The sequence below is a fragment of the Mesorhizobium sp. M7A.F.Ca.US.014.04.1.1 genome (assembly GCF_003998745.1).
GTDB lineage: Bacteria > Pseudomonadota > Alphaproteobacteria > Rhizobiales > Rhizobiaceae > Mesorhizobium > Mesorhizobium ciceri.
Genome location: NZ_RZRW01000060.1, coordinates 1 through 16,707 on the forward strand (window position 1 = coordinate 1; position 16,707 = coordinate 16,707).

At 62.5% G+C, this 16,707-nt stretch carries 20 protein-coding genes and 1 pseudogene; 10 read left to right on the forward strand and 11 right to left on the reverse strand.

Features of this window, described 5'->3' with window-relative positions:
* Positions 1 to 39 precede the first annotated feature (39 nt).
* The 8 genes from EOA22_RS38670 to EOA22_RS06515 form a co-directional block, all read right to left on the reverse strand.
* Positions 40 to 468 carry a phosphodiester glycosidase family protein gene (locus tag EOA22_RS38670; RefSeq protein ID WP_245478604.1) on the reverse strand — a complete coding sequence of 143 codons (429 nt, stop codon included), beginning with the start codon at positions 466 to 468 and terminating at the stop codon, positions 40 to 42.
* A 12-nt stretch (positions 469 to 480) separates the two neighbouring features.
* Positions 481 to 828, reverse strand: a complete 348-nt coding sequence (locus tag EOA22_RS38675; RefSeq protein WP_245478605.1) for a hypothetical protein — start codon at positions 826 to 828, stop codon at positions 481 to 483.
* A gap of 71 nt (positions 829 to 899) precedes the next feature.
* Complete coding sequence (locus tag EOA22_RS06490; protein WP_013532086.1) at positions 900 to 1,772, reverse strand: undecaprenyl-diphosphate phosphatase; 873 nt, start codon at positions 1,770 to 1,772, stop codon at positions 900 to 902.
* A 189-nt stretch (positions 1,773 to 1,961) separates the two neighbouring features.
* Positions 1,962 to 2,159, reverse strand: a complete 198-nt coding sequence (locus EOA22_RS06495; protein ID WP_027162632.1) for a hypothetical protein — start codon at positions 2,157 to 2,159, stop codon at positions 1,962 to 1,964.
* Between the two features lie 185 nt (positions 2,160 to 2,344).
* On the reverse strand, positions 2,345 to 2,743 hold the full coding sequence (locus EOA22_RS06500; RefSeq protein ID WP_013532088.1) for a GFA family protein: 399 nt from the start codon (positions 2,741 to 2,743) through the stop codon (positions 2,345 to 2,347).
* 187 nt (positions 2,744 to 2,930) lie between these two features.
* The gene (locus EOA22_RS06505; protein WP_063167839.1) at positions 2,931 to 3,887 is read right to left on the reverse strand and encodes an alpha/beta hydrolase; all 957 of its coding nucleotides are present in this window, start codon (positions 3,885 to 3,887) and stop codon (positions 2,931 to 2,933) included.
* Positions 3,888 to 3,927: 40 nt separating this feature from the next.
* Positions 3,928 to 4,413: an SRPBCC family protein gene (locus tag EOA22_RS06510; protein ID WP_024504356.1), complete on the reverse strand. Its 486-nt coding sequence runs from the start codon at positions 4,411 to 4,413 to the stop codon at positions 3,928 to 3,930.
* A gap of 199 nt (positions 4,414 to 4,612) precedes the next feature.
* Positions 4,613 to 4,861: a ParB N-terminal domain-containing protein gene (locus tag EOA22_RS06515; protein WP_013532091.1), complete on the reverse strand. Its 249-nt coding sequence runs from the start codon at positions 4,859 to 4,861 to the stop codon at positions 4,613 to 4,615.
* Between the two features lie 197 nt (positions 4,862 to 5,058).
* On the opposite strand from EOA22_RS06515, the gene EOA22_RS06520 reads away from it, so the two are divergent.
* A complete protein-coding gene (locus EOA22_RS06520) occupies positions 5,059 to 5,475 on the forward strand; it encodes an acyl-CoA thioesterase (protein ID WP_024504355.1) in 417 nt (138 codons plus the stop codon).
* A gap of 15 nt (positions 5,476 to 5,490) precedes the next feature.
* Here the strand turns inward: EOA22_RS06520 and EOA22_RS06525 are convergent, their stop codons facing one another.
* A complete protein-coding gene (locus EOA22_RS06525; RefSeq protein WP_063167838.1) occupies positions 5,491 to 6,450 on the reverse strand; it encodes a LysR family transcriptional regulator in 960 nt (319 codons plus the stop codon).
* Positions 6,451 to 6,585: 135 nt separating this feature from the next.
* On the opposite strand from EOA22_RS06525, the gene EOA22_RS06530 reads away from it, so the two are divergent.
* The 9 genes and pseudogenes from EOA22_RS06530 to EOA22_RS06570 all read left to right on the forward strand — a co-directional run bounded on the left by EOA22_RS06530 (position 6,586) and on the right by EOA22_RS06570 (position 15,045).
* On the forward strand, positions 6,586 to 7,368 hold the full coding sequence (locus tag EOA22_RS06530) for an ABC transporter substrate-binding protein (RefSeq protein ID WP_063167837.1): 783 nt from the start codon (positions 6,586 to 6,588) through the stop codon (positions 7,366 to 7,368).
* Between the two features lie 64 nt (positions 7,369 to 7,432).
* On the forward strand, positions 7,433 to 8,080 hold the full coding sequence (locus EOA22_RS06535) for an amino acid ABC transporter permease (protein WP_063167836.1): 648 nt from the start codon (positions 7,433 to 7,435) through the stop codon (positions 8,078 to 8,080).
* A gap of 12 nt (positions 8,081 to 8,092) precedes the next feature.
* Positions 8,093 to 8,752, forward strand: a complete 660-nt coding sequence (locus EOA22_RS06540) for an amino acid ABC transporter permease (protein WP_013532096.1) — start codon at positions 8,093 to 8,095, stop codon at positions 8,750 to 8,752.
* Positions 8,749 to 9,513, forward strand: coding sequence for an amino acid ABC transporter ATP-binding protein (locus tag EOA22_RS06545; RefSeq protein ID WP_063167835.1), 765 nt, complete (start codon positions 8,749 to 8,751; stop codon positions 9,511 to 9,513). Before EOA22_RS06540 ends, EOA22_RS06545 begins: the two co-directional genes overlap by 4 nt.
* A gap of 8 nt (positions 9,514 to 9,521) precedes the next feature.
* Positions 9,522 to 11,165: a N,N-dimethylformamidase beta subunit family domain-containing protein gene (locus EOA22_RS06550; protein ID WP_063170215.1), complete on the forward strand. Its 1,644-nt coding sequence runs from the start codon at positions 9,522 to 9,524 to the stop codon at positions 11,163 to 11,165.
* A 1-nt stretch (position 11,166) separates the two neighbouring features.
* On the forward strand, positions 11,167 to 12,552 hold the full coding sequence (locus tag EOA22_RS06555; protein ID WP_127389888.1) for an aspartate aminotransferase family protein: 1,386 nt from the start codon (positions 11,167 to 11,169) through the stop codon (positions 12,550 to 12,552).
* A gap of 2 nt (positions 12,553 to 12,554) precedes the next feature.
* A pseudogene (locus tag EOA22_RS06560) lies at positions 12,555 to 13,482 on the forward strand (3-keto-5-aminohexanoate cleavage protein).
* A 25-nt stretch (positions 13,483 to 13,507) separates the two neighbouring features.
* Positions 13,508 to 14,020, forward strand: a complete 513-nt coding sequence (locus tag EOA22_RS06565) for a GNAT family N-acetyltransferase (protein WP_013532101.1) — start codon at positions 13,508 to 13,510, stop codon at positions 14,018 to 14,020.
* Positions 14,017 to 15,045, forward strand: coding sequence for a histone deacetylase family protein (locus EOA22_RS06570; protein WP_127389889.1), 1,029 nt, complete (start codon positions 14,017 to 14,019; stop codon positions 15,043 to 15,045). The genes EOA22_RS06565 and EOA22_RS06570 overlap by 4 nt, the downstream gene beginning before the upstream one ends.
* Positions 15,046 to 15,060: 15 nt before the next feature.
* Here EOA22_RS06570 and EOA22_RS06575 read toward each other — a convergent pair whose 3' ends face one another.
* Both EOA22_RS06575 and EOA22_RS06580 read right to left on the reverse strand, forming a co-directional pair.
* Positions 15,061 to 16,326: a cysteine desulfurase-like protein gene (locus tag EOA22_RS06575; protein ID WP_063167832.1), complete on the reverse strand. Its 1,266-nt coding sequence runs from the start codon at positions 16,324 to 16,326 to the stop codon at positions 15,061 to 15,063.
* A gap of 51 nt (positions 16,327 to 16,377) precedes the next feature.
* Positions 16,378 to 16,707: aldo/keto reductase (locus EOA22_RS06580; protein ID WP_206521269.1), on the reverse strand; the 330-nt coding region annotated here is incomplete at its 5' end.

Here is a 16,707-nt window from a genome sequence, read left to right on the forward strand (position 1 = left end):
TCGCCATACCGCATGCGGGTAAGCGCGGTGGAAACTGGCTCAGGATTTCCTGAAGACGCCGATCATCGGCCCGAGATTCCAGTAGTCGTCTTTGCGGCCGATGGCAGGCGCAAACAGGCTGGATATCGTGCCGTCGAGGAACAGCGCGTTATCGCAACCGAGCGCGTCGCGGAAAAGCCGGGCTAAGGCATGGAAGGTCACCGTGCCATTCGAAATCGCAAAGACCGCGACGCCATCCTTTCGCACCCCGACACCGTCGCGGGTTTTCCGCGAAGTGCCGTCGGCCTGGAATTTCGGATGCAGCTTGCCGTCGATCACCAGCATCGGCCCCGATTGCGTCGCATAGTCGACGGTCGGGCGCCTCTTCACGAAGTCCCTGGTGGCGCGGACCGCGGCCCTGCCGTCGCGTATGTAGAAAATGCCGTTTGGCTGCAGGGAAAAGTTGCCGCTTCCCGAACCCGTTTTCACCGACGCCATCTCCTAGCCGCGCTCGACATAGAGACCGACCGGCGCGAGGTTCGGGTGATACATGCCGGCATTGATGCCGAACAGCATCGTGCGCCCGATCGCCTGTTGCGCGGCATGCAGATTGTGCAGCGACTGAAACGGCTTGCCCGCCGCATCCTTCCAGAACAGCTCGAGCTGATATCGTTTCGGATCGACCTCGCAAACGAGATAGCTGGTCGCCTCGAAGGTGAAGTCCCGGCATGGTGGCAGCGAGACAACCCACTGGCCGAACGACGCGCCAAGCGCCGCCACCGACGGCAGCGCCCCCTTGGCCATCGCCAGCAACAGTGGCACCGATTGCAGGAGGGTCAAAAAATCCATGTGCGTACCGGAATCGAAGTTCGAGGTCCGGTACGGATATAGCCCGTTTCAAGCGATACTGTGGAACTGCCTTAGACGAGCCATCCCATGGCGACGCTCGACAACAAGACGATGCCGAGCAGGCCGCGATAGATGACGAACGGCCAAGCCGAGAAACGCTCCAGCACGCGCATCAGCCCCCATATGGCGAAGAAGGCGGAGATCGACGCGACGACCAGCCCGACAGCAAGCACCGACCAGCCATGGGCGTCGAGATGGACCTTGTGCAGTTCCCAGAGTTCCTTGAGGCCGGCGAGCGCGATGGCAGGCAGCCCGAGCAGGAACGAGAAGCGCGCCGCTTCGGCCCGTTTGAAGCCGAGCCCCAGTGCCGCTGTCAGGGTCGAGCCCGAGCGCGAGACGCCGGGGACAAGCGCGCCGATCTGGGCGATACCGACGAGCAGCGCATCGGTCAGCGACGCATCGCCCATGCTGCGCCGGTGACGGGCAAAGATCTCGGCCAGCGCCAGCAGGATCGCCATGGCGATGCAGGCCCAGCCGATCACCGTCAGGCTACGCAGCGGCGAATTGCAGGCGTTGAGCAGGCCCGACAGCGCAACGCCGGCGATGACGATGGGGATCGTCGCCAGCACGATCCAGAGCGCCAGCTTGAAATGCCGGTCGGCGAAATCGCGTCGCGCCAGAGCGTCGAGCGATCCAAACAGGATATCCCTGACGTCGCTCCAGAAATAGCTGACCACCGCGGCAAGGGCCGCAAGCTGCATGGCGGCGGAGAAGGCGGAGCCAGGATCCTGCCAGCCGAGCACGGCCGGCACGATGCGCATATGGGCAGTCGAGGAAATTGGCAGCAGTTCCGTGATGCCTTGCACCACGCCGAGGAACGCCACCTTGGCGAACCCCAGGCCGACGAAGCCCGTGTCGAGGCCTTGGGTGCAGATATCGGCCAAAATCGAATTCCGTGCATGAGAGATCGGAGTTGCGTGGACCGACCATCGGTCAATCCCGGGCAAGCCTTATCGTCATGGGCCGGATAATCAATTTACGGATTTGTAAGCTGGCACGCCGAGGTGCACGCCGTTCGAAAACCGGCCCACCTTGGGGCCGGCTTGAGGCACACAGGGAAAATCGCAAAGCGACTACGGGCAGAGCCAGAGTTTCTGGCATGTCCTGGCGATCACATGCGCCGGCGGCACTTCGGGCTCATCGGTCGAAGGCCGGCGAGCCCGTTCGAGCAGCATGCGCACCTGTTCGGGACGCACACGATCGCGCTCCATCACAAGCAGGACCATCGGATCTCTCAAAAGCTCGTCCAGGGTGCTGATGCTGTCGTTCATCCGTCGTCTCCTCGAATGCCGTACCCGCGACCCTTAAATAGGACGACAAAGATGGCTCGCCAATGACGCTTTGCCGGCTATCTCGTGTCGATTTGGATTAAATTTTGGCCATGCTTGCGCTCTTCCCTTCCCCTGGCGCTGCGCGTCGATCCACCTTCTTCCACAACAAGGGGAGAAGGGAAAAATTAGCCTGGCGGAGGGGCGCCTTCGTATTTCGGCAGGCCGTCATCAAGCACCAGCCAAGGCTGCTTCGAGGCCGTGAAAATATGCATTTGCGGCTTGAAAACCGTGGGATCGTCGAGCGAACCGGTGGTGATGCCGATAATCCCTGCGGAATCACGTCGGGAGAACAGCGTTGTGCCGCAGCTCGGGCAAAAGCCGCGCTTGAGATCCGGTGAAGAGCCTATAGTCGCCAGCGGCCCATCGATCGTCACGTCCTCGATGCGAAACAGCACGCGTGCGTTGAAGGCGGCGCCGATCGCCTTCTGGCAAAGCCGGCAGTGGCAGACGCGTTCGTTGATGGGAGCCGCGTCCGCGCGGTAGCGCACCGCCTTGCACAGGCATCCGCCCTCATATCTTGCCATTGTCTGGATCCACTGGTGGGAGAGAATAGGCGCGCAACGTATCGGCGGGGCCGATTGGGTCAATTGAAAAGCTTTGATGCAATGTCATCGCTTGTGCTGATGCGAGTTGGGATGAAGCCATGACGCCGAAAGCCGTCATGGAGCCACGGAATGCCGGCTGCCCGCCAACAGCCGGCGGTTTTGGCGTTCACTCCATTTCGCCGACGACCTCGTCCCAGGTCTTGACCTTGGTCTGGCCGTTTAGGAACGGCAGCGCGGCGGCCGTCAGCTCCGGGGCGAAGAAGACATCGTAGTGGGTGCGGTTGGGCAGGATCGCCAGGCGGTTCTGCGACAAGTTCTCGCGCATCCAGCCGGCGTCCTTCAGTCCGCCGCCGAGCATCTGATAGAACTTGATCTCGTGTTCGGGCTTATACATATCGCTGTCGCCATAGACCAGCATGACAGGCATCTTCAGCTTGGCGACATCGGCCGAGTAATCGCGGTTCTGACGCATGAAGCCGCCCAGCGCATCGAGGAGCTTCGGGAACTCCTCCGGATGTGGCGCCACCGCGACGTAGGATTTGTACATCGGCGTGTCCTTCATGAACTCAGCCGCGGCTGCGCTCACCTGTGCCTGCTGCGGACGCATCTCGTCATAGAAGCCGTCCGTGGCGTAGCCGGTCGATACCAAGACGAGGCGGCGCACCGCTTCGGGATGCTGGACGGCCATGCGGAAGGCGACGCCGCCGCCTAGCGAATAGCCCATGACATCGACCTGGCTGTAACCGAGCGCCTTGACGATGGCGGCCATGTCGTCGCCCATCGCCTCCACGGTGAATGGTCGGTCACCCAGCGCGGTGCGGCCGTGACCCTGCAGGTCGACGCCGATGACGGTGCGGTTTTCGGCAAGTTTCGGCAGGATCGGCGCGAACATATCCGTGGTGCCAAGACCACCATGCAGCAGAAGCAGCGGCTCGCCCTTGCCATAGATTGCATAGTAGTAGTTCAGGCCGTTGATCGTCAGAAGGCCGGACTTTTCCGGCTTCGGCAGTGCATTCGTTTCAGTCGTCATGGCAGGTTTTGTCTCCTCTGCATTGATGATGCCCGGGCAGGCAAGCAGTGCTGCGGCCGAAGCAAAAATGGCGAAAAACAGGGTTTTGAACATATCGATCTCCTCTCCTGTCGATATCAAGGCGTTATGCGGATCAAAGCGTTTTGGCGAGTTCTTCGAGCTGGTCGGCGCACTGTCCCCAGCCCTCGTGGAACCCCATCTTCTCATGCTGTTCGCGGTCGGCGACGCTCCAGTGCCTGACCCGAGCGATGTAGCGGGTCTTGCCGTTGCCCTCGTCCTCGAAGGTCAGCGCGACGGTCATGAACGGCTTTTCCGAAGGCTGCCAAGCCTCAGTGTAGGCGTCGGTGAGGACGATCTTCCTGCCGGCAACGACTTCGAGGAAGACACCTGGGTTGGGGAACTCGTTGCCGTCCGGGCTGGCCATGACGACAAGGCTCGAGCCACCGGCGCGCACATCCATCTCCGCGCGCGGCGTCGTCCACGGTTTTGGAGAGAACCAGCGCGTGATCAGTTTCGGATCGGTCCAGCAGCGATAGACGTTCTCGCGCGGCGCATCGATGATGCGGGCGAGAACCAGTTCGCGGTCGTTGGTGGGGGCGATGTCGAGCTTGGTGGTCATGATGGCGTCCTGCGTTTGATCTGGCTTCCGTCCCAAGGACGAGCCGATGAACCGCAAGCCGACATCGGCCAGCGAAAATTTTGCGACACCGTTTCGATTGACCCGAGGCGTCACTCACCTTCGTCATCCACGGGCGGAGCACGAACGCAGCTCCGTCGCGGAGACCCGAGGATGACAAAGTGATCGATGGGCCAAAGCCTTAGTGGCGCTTGGCTTGCACCAGATAGGCCTCGATCTCGGTCTCGCCGAGCCACTTTGCCGCTTCCAGCCGGTGCAGGCCTTCGACGAGGATGTGGCGCTTGCCGTCATGGCGGACCTGGATCGGCGTCTTCATGCCGTTTTCCAGAATGTCCTCGGCGAGATGGCGGACGGTCTCGGGATGCAGCGTTTTCTTGCGCGCCGTCGGCACGTAGATCTCGTCGACCTTGACCTTTTGCACTCTGAGCATGCCGACCCCCGTGGCGGAAACGCCGCCACCCCTGAAATAGTCCGTTTGATGGAGGTGGCCAAGGGTGCGGCTAACGAATACGAAGTCCGAAGGCCATTCTCGGTTCGAAGATGCCAGGGACAGCAGATCGTTTGCCTGTCGTCGCGCGTTTCGATATTGCGTCTGCGCGATCGTCGAAGGCCACGGAGCAAATCCCCATGAGCAAATCTCTCGTCACCTTTGTCGGCGTCGCTCATCCCTGGATGTGCGACGTGATGGGGCACGTGAATGTGCGTCACTACGCGGCGATGTTCGATGATGCCAGCTTCCAGCTTCTCGGCCATATTGCCGGACAGGACGACAACCAGGCGTCGCAGATCGGATGGGCCGACGTGCGCACCGAAATCGACTATCGGCATGAAACGAAAGCCGGTGCACTCATCACCATCCGCTCGCATGTCGTGAAGATCGGCCGCACCTCCATCACCTTCGAACAGGTGATGTTGGGCTCGCTCGACGGCATTGTCCGCGCATCGAGCCGGACGACAAGCGTGCGCTTCGACCTTGCCGCGCGCGCCTCGGTCGCTCTGGACGAGCCGATGCGCGACCGCTCTTCGGCCTTCTTGATCGAATAAGCCTGTCTCCGCCCGTCAGCCTATGTAGATGCGGTCATCGAGGGGCGTGTCGGCAATCAGCGTCTGCAGCCCTGACAGCAGCGCCTTCTCGGCGCGGTTCATCACCTTGTCCGGATTGACCAGCAGGAAGATGTCGATGGCCGGCGGCGCGTCATAGGGCGGCAGCCGCCACAGCATTCCATCCGCCACATCCCGCCGCGCGACGTGCAGCGGCAGCGGCCCAATGCCCAACCCGGCGACGATCATGCGCCGCACCTCTTCCAGGCTCGAGGACACGCCGACGACATCGGCATTGAGCCGGGCCTCGCTGCGCAACAGCGCGACCGGCCGCAACGCATCCGAGATATGGTCGGTCTGGAACGATACCGAGGGCTCGCCTCGGAGATCGGTCAGCGTCAGCCCGGTTTGCCCGTAAAGCCTGTGCTGCGGCCCACAGAAGAAGCCGAAGAACTCGCGGTAGACCATCGCATATTCCAGCGCCGGATCGCGCTGGCTGACCAGGCAGATGCCGAAGGAAGCACGCCGCTCCCTCACCTGCTTGGCGACTTCGGTGCTTGCTGCGACTGAAATGGTGATGCTGGCGTGCGGGTAGTTGCTGTGGAACTCGGACAGCGCCTGATCAAAGAGCGGCGAGACGACATGGCTTGCCGTCGCGATCATCACATGGCCGGGAACATCGTCGCTGATGCCGCGCATCAGCAGCGGCAACTGCGATATGGTGCCGAACACCTCGACGCTCTGCTCGTAGAGAAGCCGCCCGACCTCGGTCAGTTCGAAGCGCGTCGCGTCGCGCTCGACCAGACGCCGGCCCACCCGGTCCTCCAGTCGCCGCAGAGCATTGCTGACGCTGGGTTGCTTGAGGTTCAGTCGCTCCGCAGCTCGCGTGATGCCCTTCACCTCCGCGATGACGACGAATGTCCTCAGAAGGTTCCAGTCGAGATCCCAGACCAGCCGTTCGGGGCGTGGAAGTACCATTCCTGATATCTATGCTCTCTATTCGCATTATCTATTTGCGCAATGATACCGCAAAGGCAATCATTGATGACAGGAAAGCGTCTGCACGCCTCCCAAGAACAAACCTTGCGCGCCATCCAGAGGAGATGAAATCAGATGAACAGAGTATTTTCCGGCATCGCCGTTGCGGCCCTGCTGCTTGCGTCGACCTTCACTGCCGTTTCGGCCAGGGCCGACGACCTCGAAAAGATCAAGGCGGCGGGCGAGCTGAAGATTTCCATGAGCGGTCAGTATCCGCCCTTCAACTTCGTCAACGACCAGAATGAAGTCGTCGGTTTCGACGCCGATATCGGCAAGGCCATCGCCGAGCGCATCGGTGTCAAGGGCACCATCATCACCACGGCCTGGGACGGCATCATTGCCGGCCTGCTCGCCAACAAATACGACACCGTCGTTGGCTCGATGACGATCACGCCTGAGCGTGAAAAGGTGGTCGATTTCGTCGGGCCTTACTACCACGCCGGCCGCGCCGTTTTCGTCAGCGAGCAGTCGAAAGTGCAGAGCCTCGACGACCTCAAGGGCAAGACCATTGGCGTGACGCTGGGCGAGACGCATGAGAAATGGGCGCGCGAAAAGGGTGGCTGGGATATCCGTACCTACAAGGGCCTGCCGGAAATGCTGCTGGAGCTGAGGGCCGGCCGCGTCGACGCGATAGTCGTCGACAACATTCCGGTCATGGTTGCCGTCAAGGAGACGGGCGAGAAGGTCCGCAAGCTCAACACGCCCGATATCGAAGGCGGCGCTGTTGCCATCGGCATCGCCATCCGCAAGGACAATCCGGAGCTCAAGGCTGCGATGCAGAAGGCGCTGGACGACATGCTGGCGGACGGCAGCTACGAAAAGATCTCGATGAAGTGGGTCGGCAGCGACATCCGCTGATCTCTCCTGGCTTCAGGCGAGCAAAGCCGCCTGAAGCCGAGCGTTACTCCTGCTGGACCCTTTCATGGATTTCTCCTTGATGCAGCGCGTCTTCCCGTTCTTCGTGGAGGCCGCCTTGGTGACGATCGAGATCACGGTGTTGGCCCTGATCCTGGGCCTCGCGGCTGCTTCATTGGCCGCGGCCGCCAAGATGTCGAAATCGGCAATCCTGCGGACCATCGGCACGCTCTATGTCAGCCTGTTTCGCGGCACGCCGTGCCTGATCCAGCTCTTCGTGCTCTATTTCGGCGGCCCGCAGATCGGCATCAATCTGGAGCCGTTCGCCGCCGGCGTTATCGGCCTCGGTCTCAACATCGGCGCCTATATGGCGGAATCGATCCGTGGTGCGCTGGTCGCGGTCGACAGGGGCCAGACGGAGGCCGCCCGCACAACAGGCTTCAGCCGTTTCCAGACCTTGCGCAAGGTCGTGCTGCCGCAGGCCGCACGGCTGATGATCCGGCCGCTCGGGGTCAATACGGTTGCTTTGTTGAAGGGATCAGCACTTGTGTCGACCATTTCAGTCGTCGAACTGACCTACACCGCCCAGCGCTTCATCGGCTCCACCTACAAGCCGTTCGAGATATTCGGCGTTGCAGCCCTGCTCTACATGATCATGGTCTACGCGGTTGCGCGGATCGTCGACCTGCTCGACAAACGCTTCGCCATCGTCTGACCGGAGAGCACGATGCAAGGTTTGGATTTCACCGTCGTCGCGCCCTACTGGGACCTTCTGTTGATTGGTGCCTGGTGGACGGCGGTGCTGACGGTCTCGGCGGGCGCACTCAGCTTCGTCGGCGGCATCCTGTTCGCGGTCATCGTGCTCTACGCCCCTAAGATCGTTGCCTATCCCGTGCGCGCGCTCATGTGGGTGTTCATGGGCACGCCGCTGCTGTTGCAGCTGTTCCTGATCTATTTCGGCCTGGTGCAGATCGGCATCGACATTCCTGCCCTTGCCGCCGGCATTGTTGGGCTCGGCCTGCACTTTGCCGTCTACAATGCCGACATCATCCGCGCCGGCATCGTGGCCGTCGATGTCGGCCAGACGGAGGGTGCGCGCAGCATCGGCTTCGGCAAGTGGCAGACGCTGCGCCATGTCGTGATACCGCAAGCCATCCGCAACACGGCACCACCGATCGGCGGTAATCTGATCGCGCTGTTGAAGGAATCCTCGATCGTCTCGGTCATCGGCATCGCCGAGTTGGTCCATTCGGCCCAGCTGGCGATCAGCGAAACGTTCCGCCCGTTCGAGTTCTACATCACCGCAGCGGCGCTTTATTACATTCTCAATCTTGTGCTCGAGGCGGCTTTGCGTCGGTTTGAAAGACATGTGGAGGTTTCCCGATGAGCACGCAGCGGCCAATGGTCGAGGTTCGCGGCGCGCGCAAATCGTTTGGCGCCGTCGAGGTTCTCAAAGGCATAGGCCTGTCGGTCGATCGCGGGCAGATCGTCGCCATCATCGGCCCGAGTGGCTCCGGCAAGAGCACGCTGCTGCGCTCCATCAACCATTTGGAATCCCTGGACTCCGGTGAAGTCTGGCTCGACGGCGTGCAGGTCAACCAGAAGCTGCACGGCCATGCCTTCGAGCGGCACATCAACAAGGTGCGCCAGCAGATGGGCATGGTGTTTCAGCACTTCAATCTGTTCCCGCATCTGACCGTGATCGAGAACATTTCCATGGGACCGATCATCCTAAAAGGCATGACCAAAAGTGACGCGCATGCGCTGGCGCATAGCCTCTTGTCCAAGGTCGGGCTCGCCGACAAGATCGACGCCTACCCCTCGCGGCTTTCGGGCGGCCAGAAGCAGCGTGTGGCCATTGCCCGTGCACTGGCGATGCAGCCCAAGGTGATGCTGTTCGACGAAGCCACCTCGGCGCTCGATCCGGAACTGGTCGACGAGGTCAACGCGGTGATGAAACAGCTTGCCGCCGAACACATGACCATGCTCATCGTAACGCATGAGATGCGCTTTGCCGGCGAAGTGGCCGACAGGGTGCTGTTCATGGATGACGGCGTGATCGTCGAGGAAGGCCCGCCCGGCGACATGTTCCGCGCGCCGCAGAAGGACCGCACGCGCAGCTTCCTCAAGAAATATCTTTCCGCCTGAGTATGACCATGACCAGCCCAAACACGGAATTCCCCGATTTCGGACTGACGCCGGAGCAGCGCCGCCACGCGGTGCGCGGCCACTATTACGAGTGGCCAGGCATGGATGGCGAGCGCGGCGAGATCTGGTGCTACAGCGACCGGTTTTCCTATCGCGCCGGCGAAACGGTGGCTTTGCATGTCAGTTCGACAGCTGCGACGTTCGGCATCACAATCACCCGAGATGGCGGCAGCGAAAACAAAGTATTCGAGAAATCGGGCATCGCGGCACGCTGGCAGGACACACCCGACCAGTGTTCGGCTGAAGGCTGCGGTTGGGACCCATCCTTCGAATTTCGCGTCGGAGCGGGCTGGCCGTCCGGCGCCTATCGGGTCACGCTGACCGCCGACGGGCTCGACGGCAAGCCGATCCAATGCCACCATATTTTCATCGTCTGCCCGCAGCCGGGCCGCAAACCTGGCCGCGTGCTCCAGGTGGCGGCGACAGGCACATGGCTGGCCTACAACACCTGGGGCGGCTCCAACCACTATCAGGGCATCACCGGGCCGGATCGCAACCAGTATTCGCCCATCGTCTCGACGCAGCGCCCCTGGTGCCGTGGCTTCGTCGTGCTGCCCAAGGATGCGCCGCGTGTGCCGCTGGAGGTCGCTGTGCCGCCGAAGACCGTGCCGCGCTATCCGCACATGGAGTGGGCGCTCGCCACCGGCCATTCGAAGAAATACGCTTCGTCCGGCTGGGCCAGCTACGACAGCCATTTTTTCCGCTTCGCCGAGCGGGCCGGCTATCAAGTCGATCTCGCCAGCCAGCATGATCTGCATTTTTCGCCGGAAATTCTCGACGGCTATGACTGCGCCGTGTTCGTCGGCCATGACGAATACTGGACCTGGGAAATGCGCGATGCCGTCGACGCCTATGTGACCCGCGGCGGCCATGCGGCGCGCTTTGCCGGCAATTTCATGTGGCAGACGCGGTTCGAAGACGAGGGCCGCCGGCAGGTCTGCTACAAATATCGCTCGCGTGCCGAAGATCCGGCCTATCTCCCAGACGGCGACGTCACCCGTGCCACCAATTCCTGGGAGGCGCCGGAAATCGGCCGGCCGGGTTCGGCGACCTTCGGGCTCAACGCGACGCGCGGTGTCTATGCCGGCTGGGGCGGCTGTGCACCGCGCGGCGTGCGTGGTTTCCCGGTCTACCGGCCCGAGCATTGGGCCTTCGCCGGCACCGGCATCTACTATGGCGACCTGCTGGGCGCCGACAGCCATGTCTATGGCTATGAGGTCGACGGGCTCGACTTCGAGATACGCGGCGGCCTGCCCTACCCGACTGCGACCAGCGGCGCGCCAGATGGCCTGCAGGTTCTCGCCGTCGGCATGGCATCCCAGGTCGAGGAAAGCGCCGATATCCCGATCGAGGACCAGTTCCTCACCGACGAAGACGGCCGCTTCACCGCCGAAACGTTGTTTGGCGAGGCGAGCGACGCCAATCTGGAAAAGGTCAAACGCGGCAACGGCATGATCGTCAATTTCCCGCGCGGCAAGGGCGAGGTGTTCCATGCCGGAAGCTGCGAATGGGTCGCCGGCCTGCTAAGACAGGACCCGATGGTCGAACGCGTCACGAAAAATGTCCTCGATCGTTACCTCGGAAAGCCCTGACATGTCGAAAGTCCAATCCGCCGTTCAAGAAACCGAAGCCCGGCGAGACTCGCATCTGTTCTATCTGTCCAGCCTGCGCCGGCCGCTGATCGACCGCGCCGAAGGCATCTACATGTGGACGCAGGACGGCCGCCGCTTCATCGATGGCTCGAGCGGCCCGATGGTGGCCAATATCGGCCATTCCAATCGCAATGTGCTCGACGCCATGAAGCGGCAGATGGACCGCGCCACCTTCGCCTATCGGCTGCATTTCGAGAACGAGCCGGCGGAGGAGTTGGCGCGGGAGTTGGCCGGCAAGCTGCCGGAGGGCATGGACCGCATCTTCTTCGTCTCCGGTGGCTCGGAGGCGACGGAATCCTGCATCAAGCTGGCGCGGCAATGGGCGGTCGCCACCGGCCAGGCCAGCCGCTGGAAGGTGATCACGCGTTTCCCCTCCTATCATGGTGGCACGTTGGGTTCGCTCTCGATCACCGGCGACGATGCGCTGGCCGAAACGTTCGAGCCGATGATGCGGGTGATGCCAACCGTGCCGGCGCCGAATGCCTGGCGCGACCGCGACAATCTCTCGATTGAGCAGCGCGGCATCCGCTATGCCGACATGCTGGAGGAGAAGATTCTTGCGGAAGGTCCAGACAGCGTGGTTGCCTTCATCATGGAGCCGATCGGCGGTGCGGCGACCGCGGCGCTGGTGGCCCCGGACAGTTATTATCCACGCATCCGCGAGATCTGCGACCGCTACGGCATCCTGCTCATCCACGACGAAGTCATGAGCGGTGTCGGCCGCACCGGCAAATTCCTCGGCGGCGATCACTGGAACTGCAAGCCAGACATCGTCGCCTTGTCGAAGGGGCTGGGCTCCGGATATGCGCCGCTTGGCGCACTCGCCGCACCGATGCGGCTGGTGCAGCCGTTGCTCGCCTCCGGCGGCTTCCAGCACGGCCACACCTATGCCGGCAATCCGCTGGCCTGTGCCGCCGGCCTGGCTGTGCTCGGCGAAATGGACCGGCTCGACCTGATCGCCAATGCGGCAGCCATGGGCGATGTGCTGATGGACGGGCTTAAAGGCCTGGCGAAGCGGTTTCCGTTCCTTGCCGACGTGCGTGGCAAGGGCCTGCTCACCGGCGCCCAGATGGTCGCCGATCCCGAGACCCTAAAACCGATCGACCAGAACAAGAAAGCCACGCAGCGGCTGCTCGACCTCGCCTATGAACGCGGGCTGATCATCTATGGCCGCAGGGTCAAGGGCGGCGTCGACGGCGACAATTTCATGGTCGCGCCACCGATGATCGTCACGGCCGAGCAGGTCGGCGAGATCATCTCCATCATCGGTGACTCGCTGGAGTTTCTGGCCGCCGAGCTCGCCCTGCCGGTCGGAGGCCAGGGGTAAGAATGGCACCGCGAAAAGTCATCATCACCTGCGCCGTCACCGGCTCGGTGCACACGCCGTCCATGTCGCCCTATCTGCCGGTGACGCCGGACCAGATCGCCGCAGACGCGATCGCGGCGGCGGAAGCCGGCGCCTCGATCCTGCATCTGCACGCCCGCGACCCGAGGGATGGCCGCCCGACCGCCGATCCGGACGTCTACATGCAGTTCCTGCCGCGCATCAAGCAGGCGACCGATGCAGTGATCAACATCACCACCGGCGGCTCGTCGCTGATGACGCTGGACCAGCGGCTGGCAGCCCCTTTGCGGGCCGAACCCGAAATGTGCTCGCTCAACATGGGTTCGATGAATTTCGCGCTGTTCCCGATGCTCGACAAGCCGAGGGAATGGCAGCACGAATGGGAACCCAAGCTGCTGGAAGCCACCCGCGACACGATCTTCAAGAACACCTTCGCCGATATGGAAGCGGTGCTGGAAAGACTGGGAAAGGGCTGCGGCACGCGCTTCGAATTCGAATGCTATGATGTCGGCCATCTCTATTCGCTGGCGCATTCGCGATCGGGGGTTGGTGTCGGGACCGCTGTTCATCCAATTCGTCCTTGGCATATTGGGCGGCATCGGCGCCGACCCGGACAATCTCGTCCACATGAAGCGGATCGCCGACAAATTGTTCGGCGACAGCTACCAGTTCTCGGTGCTCGCCGCCGGCCGCCAGCAGATGCCGCTGATCTCAATTGCAGCAGCCATGGGCGGCAATGTCCGTGTCGGGCTGGAGGACAGTCTCTATGACGGCCGCCAGCTGGCGAAATCCAATGCCGATCAGGTGCGCCGTATCCGTGGCATTCTCGACGGGCTGTCGCTGGAGGTTGCAACGCCCACCGAAGCGCGCGACATGCTGGCGCTCAAGGGCGGCGACCGGGTGGCGTTTTGAGATGCTGATCTGAGATGAACCTGAAATGATTGCCTCGCCCAAAATCCGCCTCCGCCCCGGCCGAGTGGAAGACGTCGAAACCATCCACGCCGCAATCCTGAAACTCGGCACGCATATCGGTGCGCCGGAGGAGATCATTTCGACAGCAGATGATTTGCGCACCTACGGCTTTGGTGAAAAGCCCGCTTTCTCCACCCTGATCGCCGAAGTGGGCGGCGAGTTTGCCGGCCTTTGCCTGCATTTCCCGATCTTTTCGACATGGATGGGGCGGCCTGGCGTCTATGTGCAGGACCTCTATGTCGAGGATCGTTTTCGCGGCCGCAAGATCGGCGAGCGGCTGCTGCGGCGTGTTGCGGCGCAGTGCCGGAAGGAAGGCGGCGTCTATCTCCGGCTGTCCGTCGACACCGACAATGAAGGGGCCAAGGCCTTCTACGAGAGGCTGGGCATCGCCTGGTCGAGCTACGAACAGACCCAAAAAATCATCGGCGAGGCCTTCTTTGCTTTCGCCGACGCGCCGGAAAACGGGGATCAGGAATGAAAGCCTTCTATGCCGAGGAACAGAAGCGCCACGACCCCAGGGCCTTTCTTTCGAGCGGCGCGGCACAGCCCAATCCGGAAAAGCCGGAGCGCATCGAGAGATTGTTAGTCGGCGCACTATCTGCGGGTTGCACGATCGAGCGACCTCGGGATCATGGGCTCGGCCCGGCCGCGGCGGTGCACACGCCGGAATATCTGGATTTCCTCGAGCATATCTACGCGCGCTGGCAGCGCATCGAGGGCGCTTCGGCCGAAGTGATCCCCAACATCCATCCGATCGCGCGCAACGGCTCCTATCCGGCCTCGGCGGTCGGCCAGGCCGGCTACCACATGGCCGATACTGCTTGCCCGATCTCGGGCGAGACTTGGCAAAGCGCGCTGTGGAGCGCCTGGAGCGCGGTCGACGCGGCCGAGGCGGTGATGTCAGGCGCGCCGGCCGCCTATGCGCTATGCCGCCCTCCCGGCCACCATGCCTTTGCCGATGTTGCCGGCGGCTTCTGTTTCATCAACAATTCGGCCGTCGCGGCGCAGGTTCTGCGCAAACGGGCCGCACGGGTGGCGATCCTCGATGTCGACCTGCATCACGGCAACGGCACGCAAGGCATCTTCTATGCACGGCCGGATGTGCTGACCGTCTCACTGCACGCCGATCCGGTGCGCTTCTATCCGTTCTTCTGGGGCCATGCCGACGAGCGCGGCGAAGGGCCCGGCCTCGGCTACAATTTCAACCTGCCGCTGCCGCGCAAATCCGCCGACGCGGCGTTTCTCGAAGCGCTCGAGGTGGCCTTCCAGCGTATCCGTGCCTTTTCGCCCGACGCGCTCGTTGTGGCGCTCGGCCTCGACGCGTTCGAGGGCGATCCGTTCGGCGGACTTTCGGTGACGACGCCTGGCTTCTCGCGCATCGGCGAGGCCATCGCAAAGCTCGACCTGCCGACGGTCATCGTCCAGGAGGGCGGCTACCTCTGCGACAAACTCGGCGACAATCTCACCGCGTTCCTCACCGGCTTCGGCGGCAAGATGCGGTGAGTGCTCAAGCCAGCGTTAGGAGCGCTGCTGCCTGAGCATGGCGATGACCCGATGCACACTTTCCAGCGTTTCGTCGATTTCGGCTGCCGTGTTGTAGTGAGCAATGCCGATGCGCACGACGCCATGCTCGGCTGGAATGCCGAGCTGGTGGACGATCTCCCAGGCGTAGTTGTGACCGGACCACAGGAAGATGTTTTCGGCGTTCATCTGCCGCACGATTGTCTCCGGCACGATGCGCTCGACCGTGAAGGAAACCGTCGGCACGCGATCGCCGAGCCGCTTCGGGTCGGTGATGCCGTGGACGGTCAAGCCCTCGATATCGGACAGGCCGTCGATCAGTTGTTGCGCCAGCGGGTTTTCGTACGCGATCGAAGCCGCGAACGCCTTGGCGATCTTCTGCCTTCTTGAACCGCCCTCGCCCGCCGCCGCGCCAAGGTCGGCAAAGTAGTCGACTGCGGCGGTGAGGCCGGCCATCAGCTCGATCTGCGGCGTGCCGAGTTCGAACCGCTCCGGCAGGCCATTCGACGAACAGCGGCATTTATAGGGCTGCAAGTCATCGATGACGTCGCGCCGGCCCCACAATATGCCCATATGCGGTCCGAAGAATTTGTAGGCCGAGCAGATCAGGAAATCGCAGCCGAGCTCCTGCACGTCGATCAGCCCGTGCGGCGCGAATTGGACAGCATCGACATAGACCAGCGCACCGGCATTCCTGGCTATCGCAGTCAGCGCCTTCACCCGGTTGATCGAACCGGTCAAATTGCTGGCGTAGTTCAACGCGACCAGCCGTGTCTTCTCCGAAAGCAAGCCAGCCAGCGTCGCCTCCTCGACCTGCCAGCTGGTTTCGTCGAACGGCAGCCAGCACACGACGAGGCCGTGATCCTCGGCCAGTTGCAGCCAGGGCGAGACGTTGCCCTCATGGTCCATGCGGGTGAGGATGATCTCGTCGCCGGGCTGCATCGTGCGGCCGAGCGTGCGCGAGATGTGGTAGGTCAGCGTCGTCATGTTGGCGCCGATGACGATTTCCTCAGGGCTTGCGGCGCCGAGGAAATCGGCCATGGCCTCATGTGCCTCATCGACGACGGCCTGCGCGGCAATCGTCGTTTCGAAGTAGCCGCCAAGGTTCGCATTGGTGGTCAAGAGACAGCGCGATACCGCATCCGCCACTGCCTGTGGCACCTGCGTGCCGGCAGGGTTGTCGAGATAGATGCGGCGGCGGCCCTTGTCGGTCAGAGAGAGAGCGGGAAATTTCCCCCGGATAGCCTCGATCGGAAAATTCATTGCCGCCCTTCTCCCATTGTAATCGTTGGATATTCGGCCAGAAATCCCCGTTCAAGGACAGGGATTGCCGACCCGCTGGTGGATCGCATCCACCGCCTTCTGCATTTCGTCGGTCCAGACGACGTCGACGGAAGACAGCGCCATATCGAGCTGCGCAACGGTCGTCGCGCCGACGATGTTCGAGGTCACGAACGGCCGGCTCGAGACAAAGGCGTTGGCAAACAGTGCCGGCTCCAGGCCAAAGGAGCGCGCCAGCTCATTGTATTCGAGTTGTGCCTCGGCGGCACCTGGCGTCTCGTAGCGCTGGCCGCGATTGAACAGCTGCGTGCGCGAGCCCTGAGGCCGCGCGCCGCGGTCGTACTTGCCGGTGAGATAGCCCTG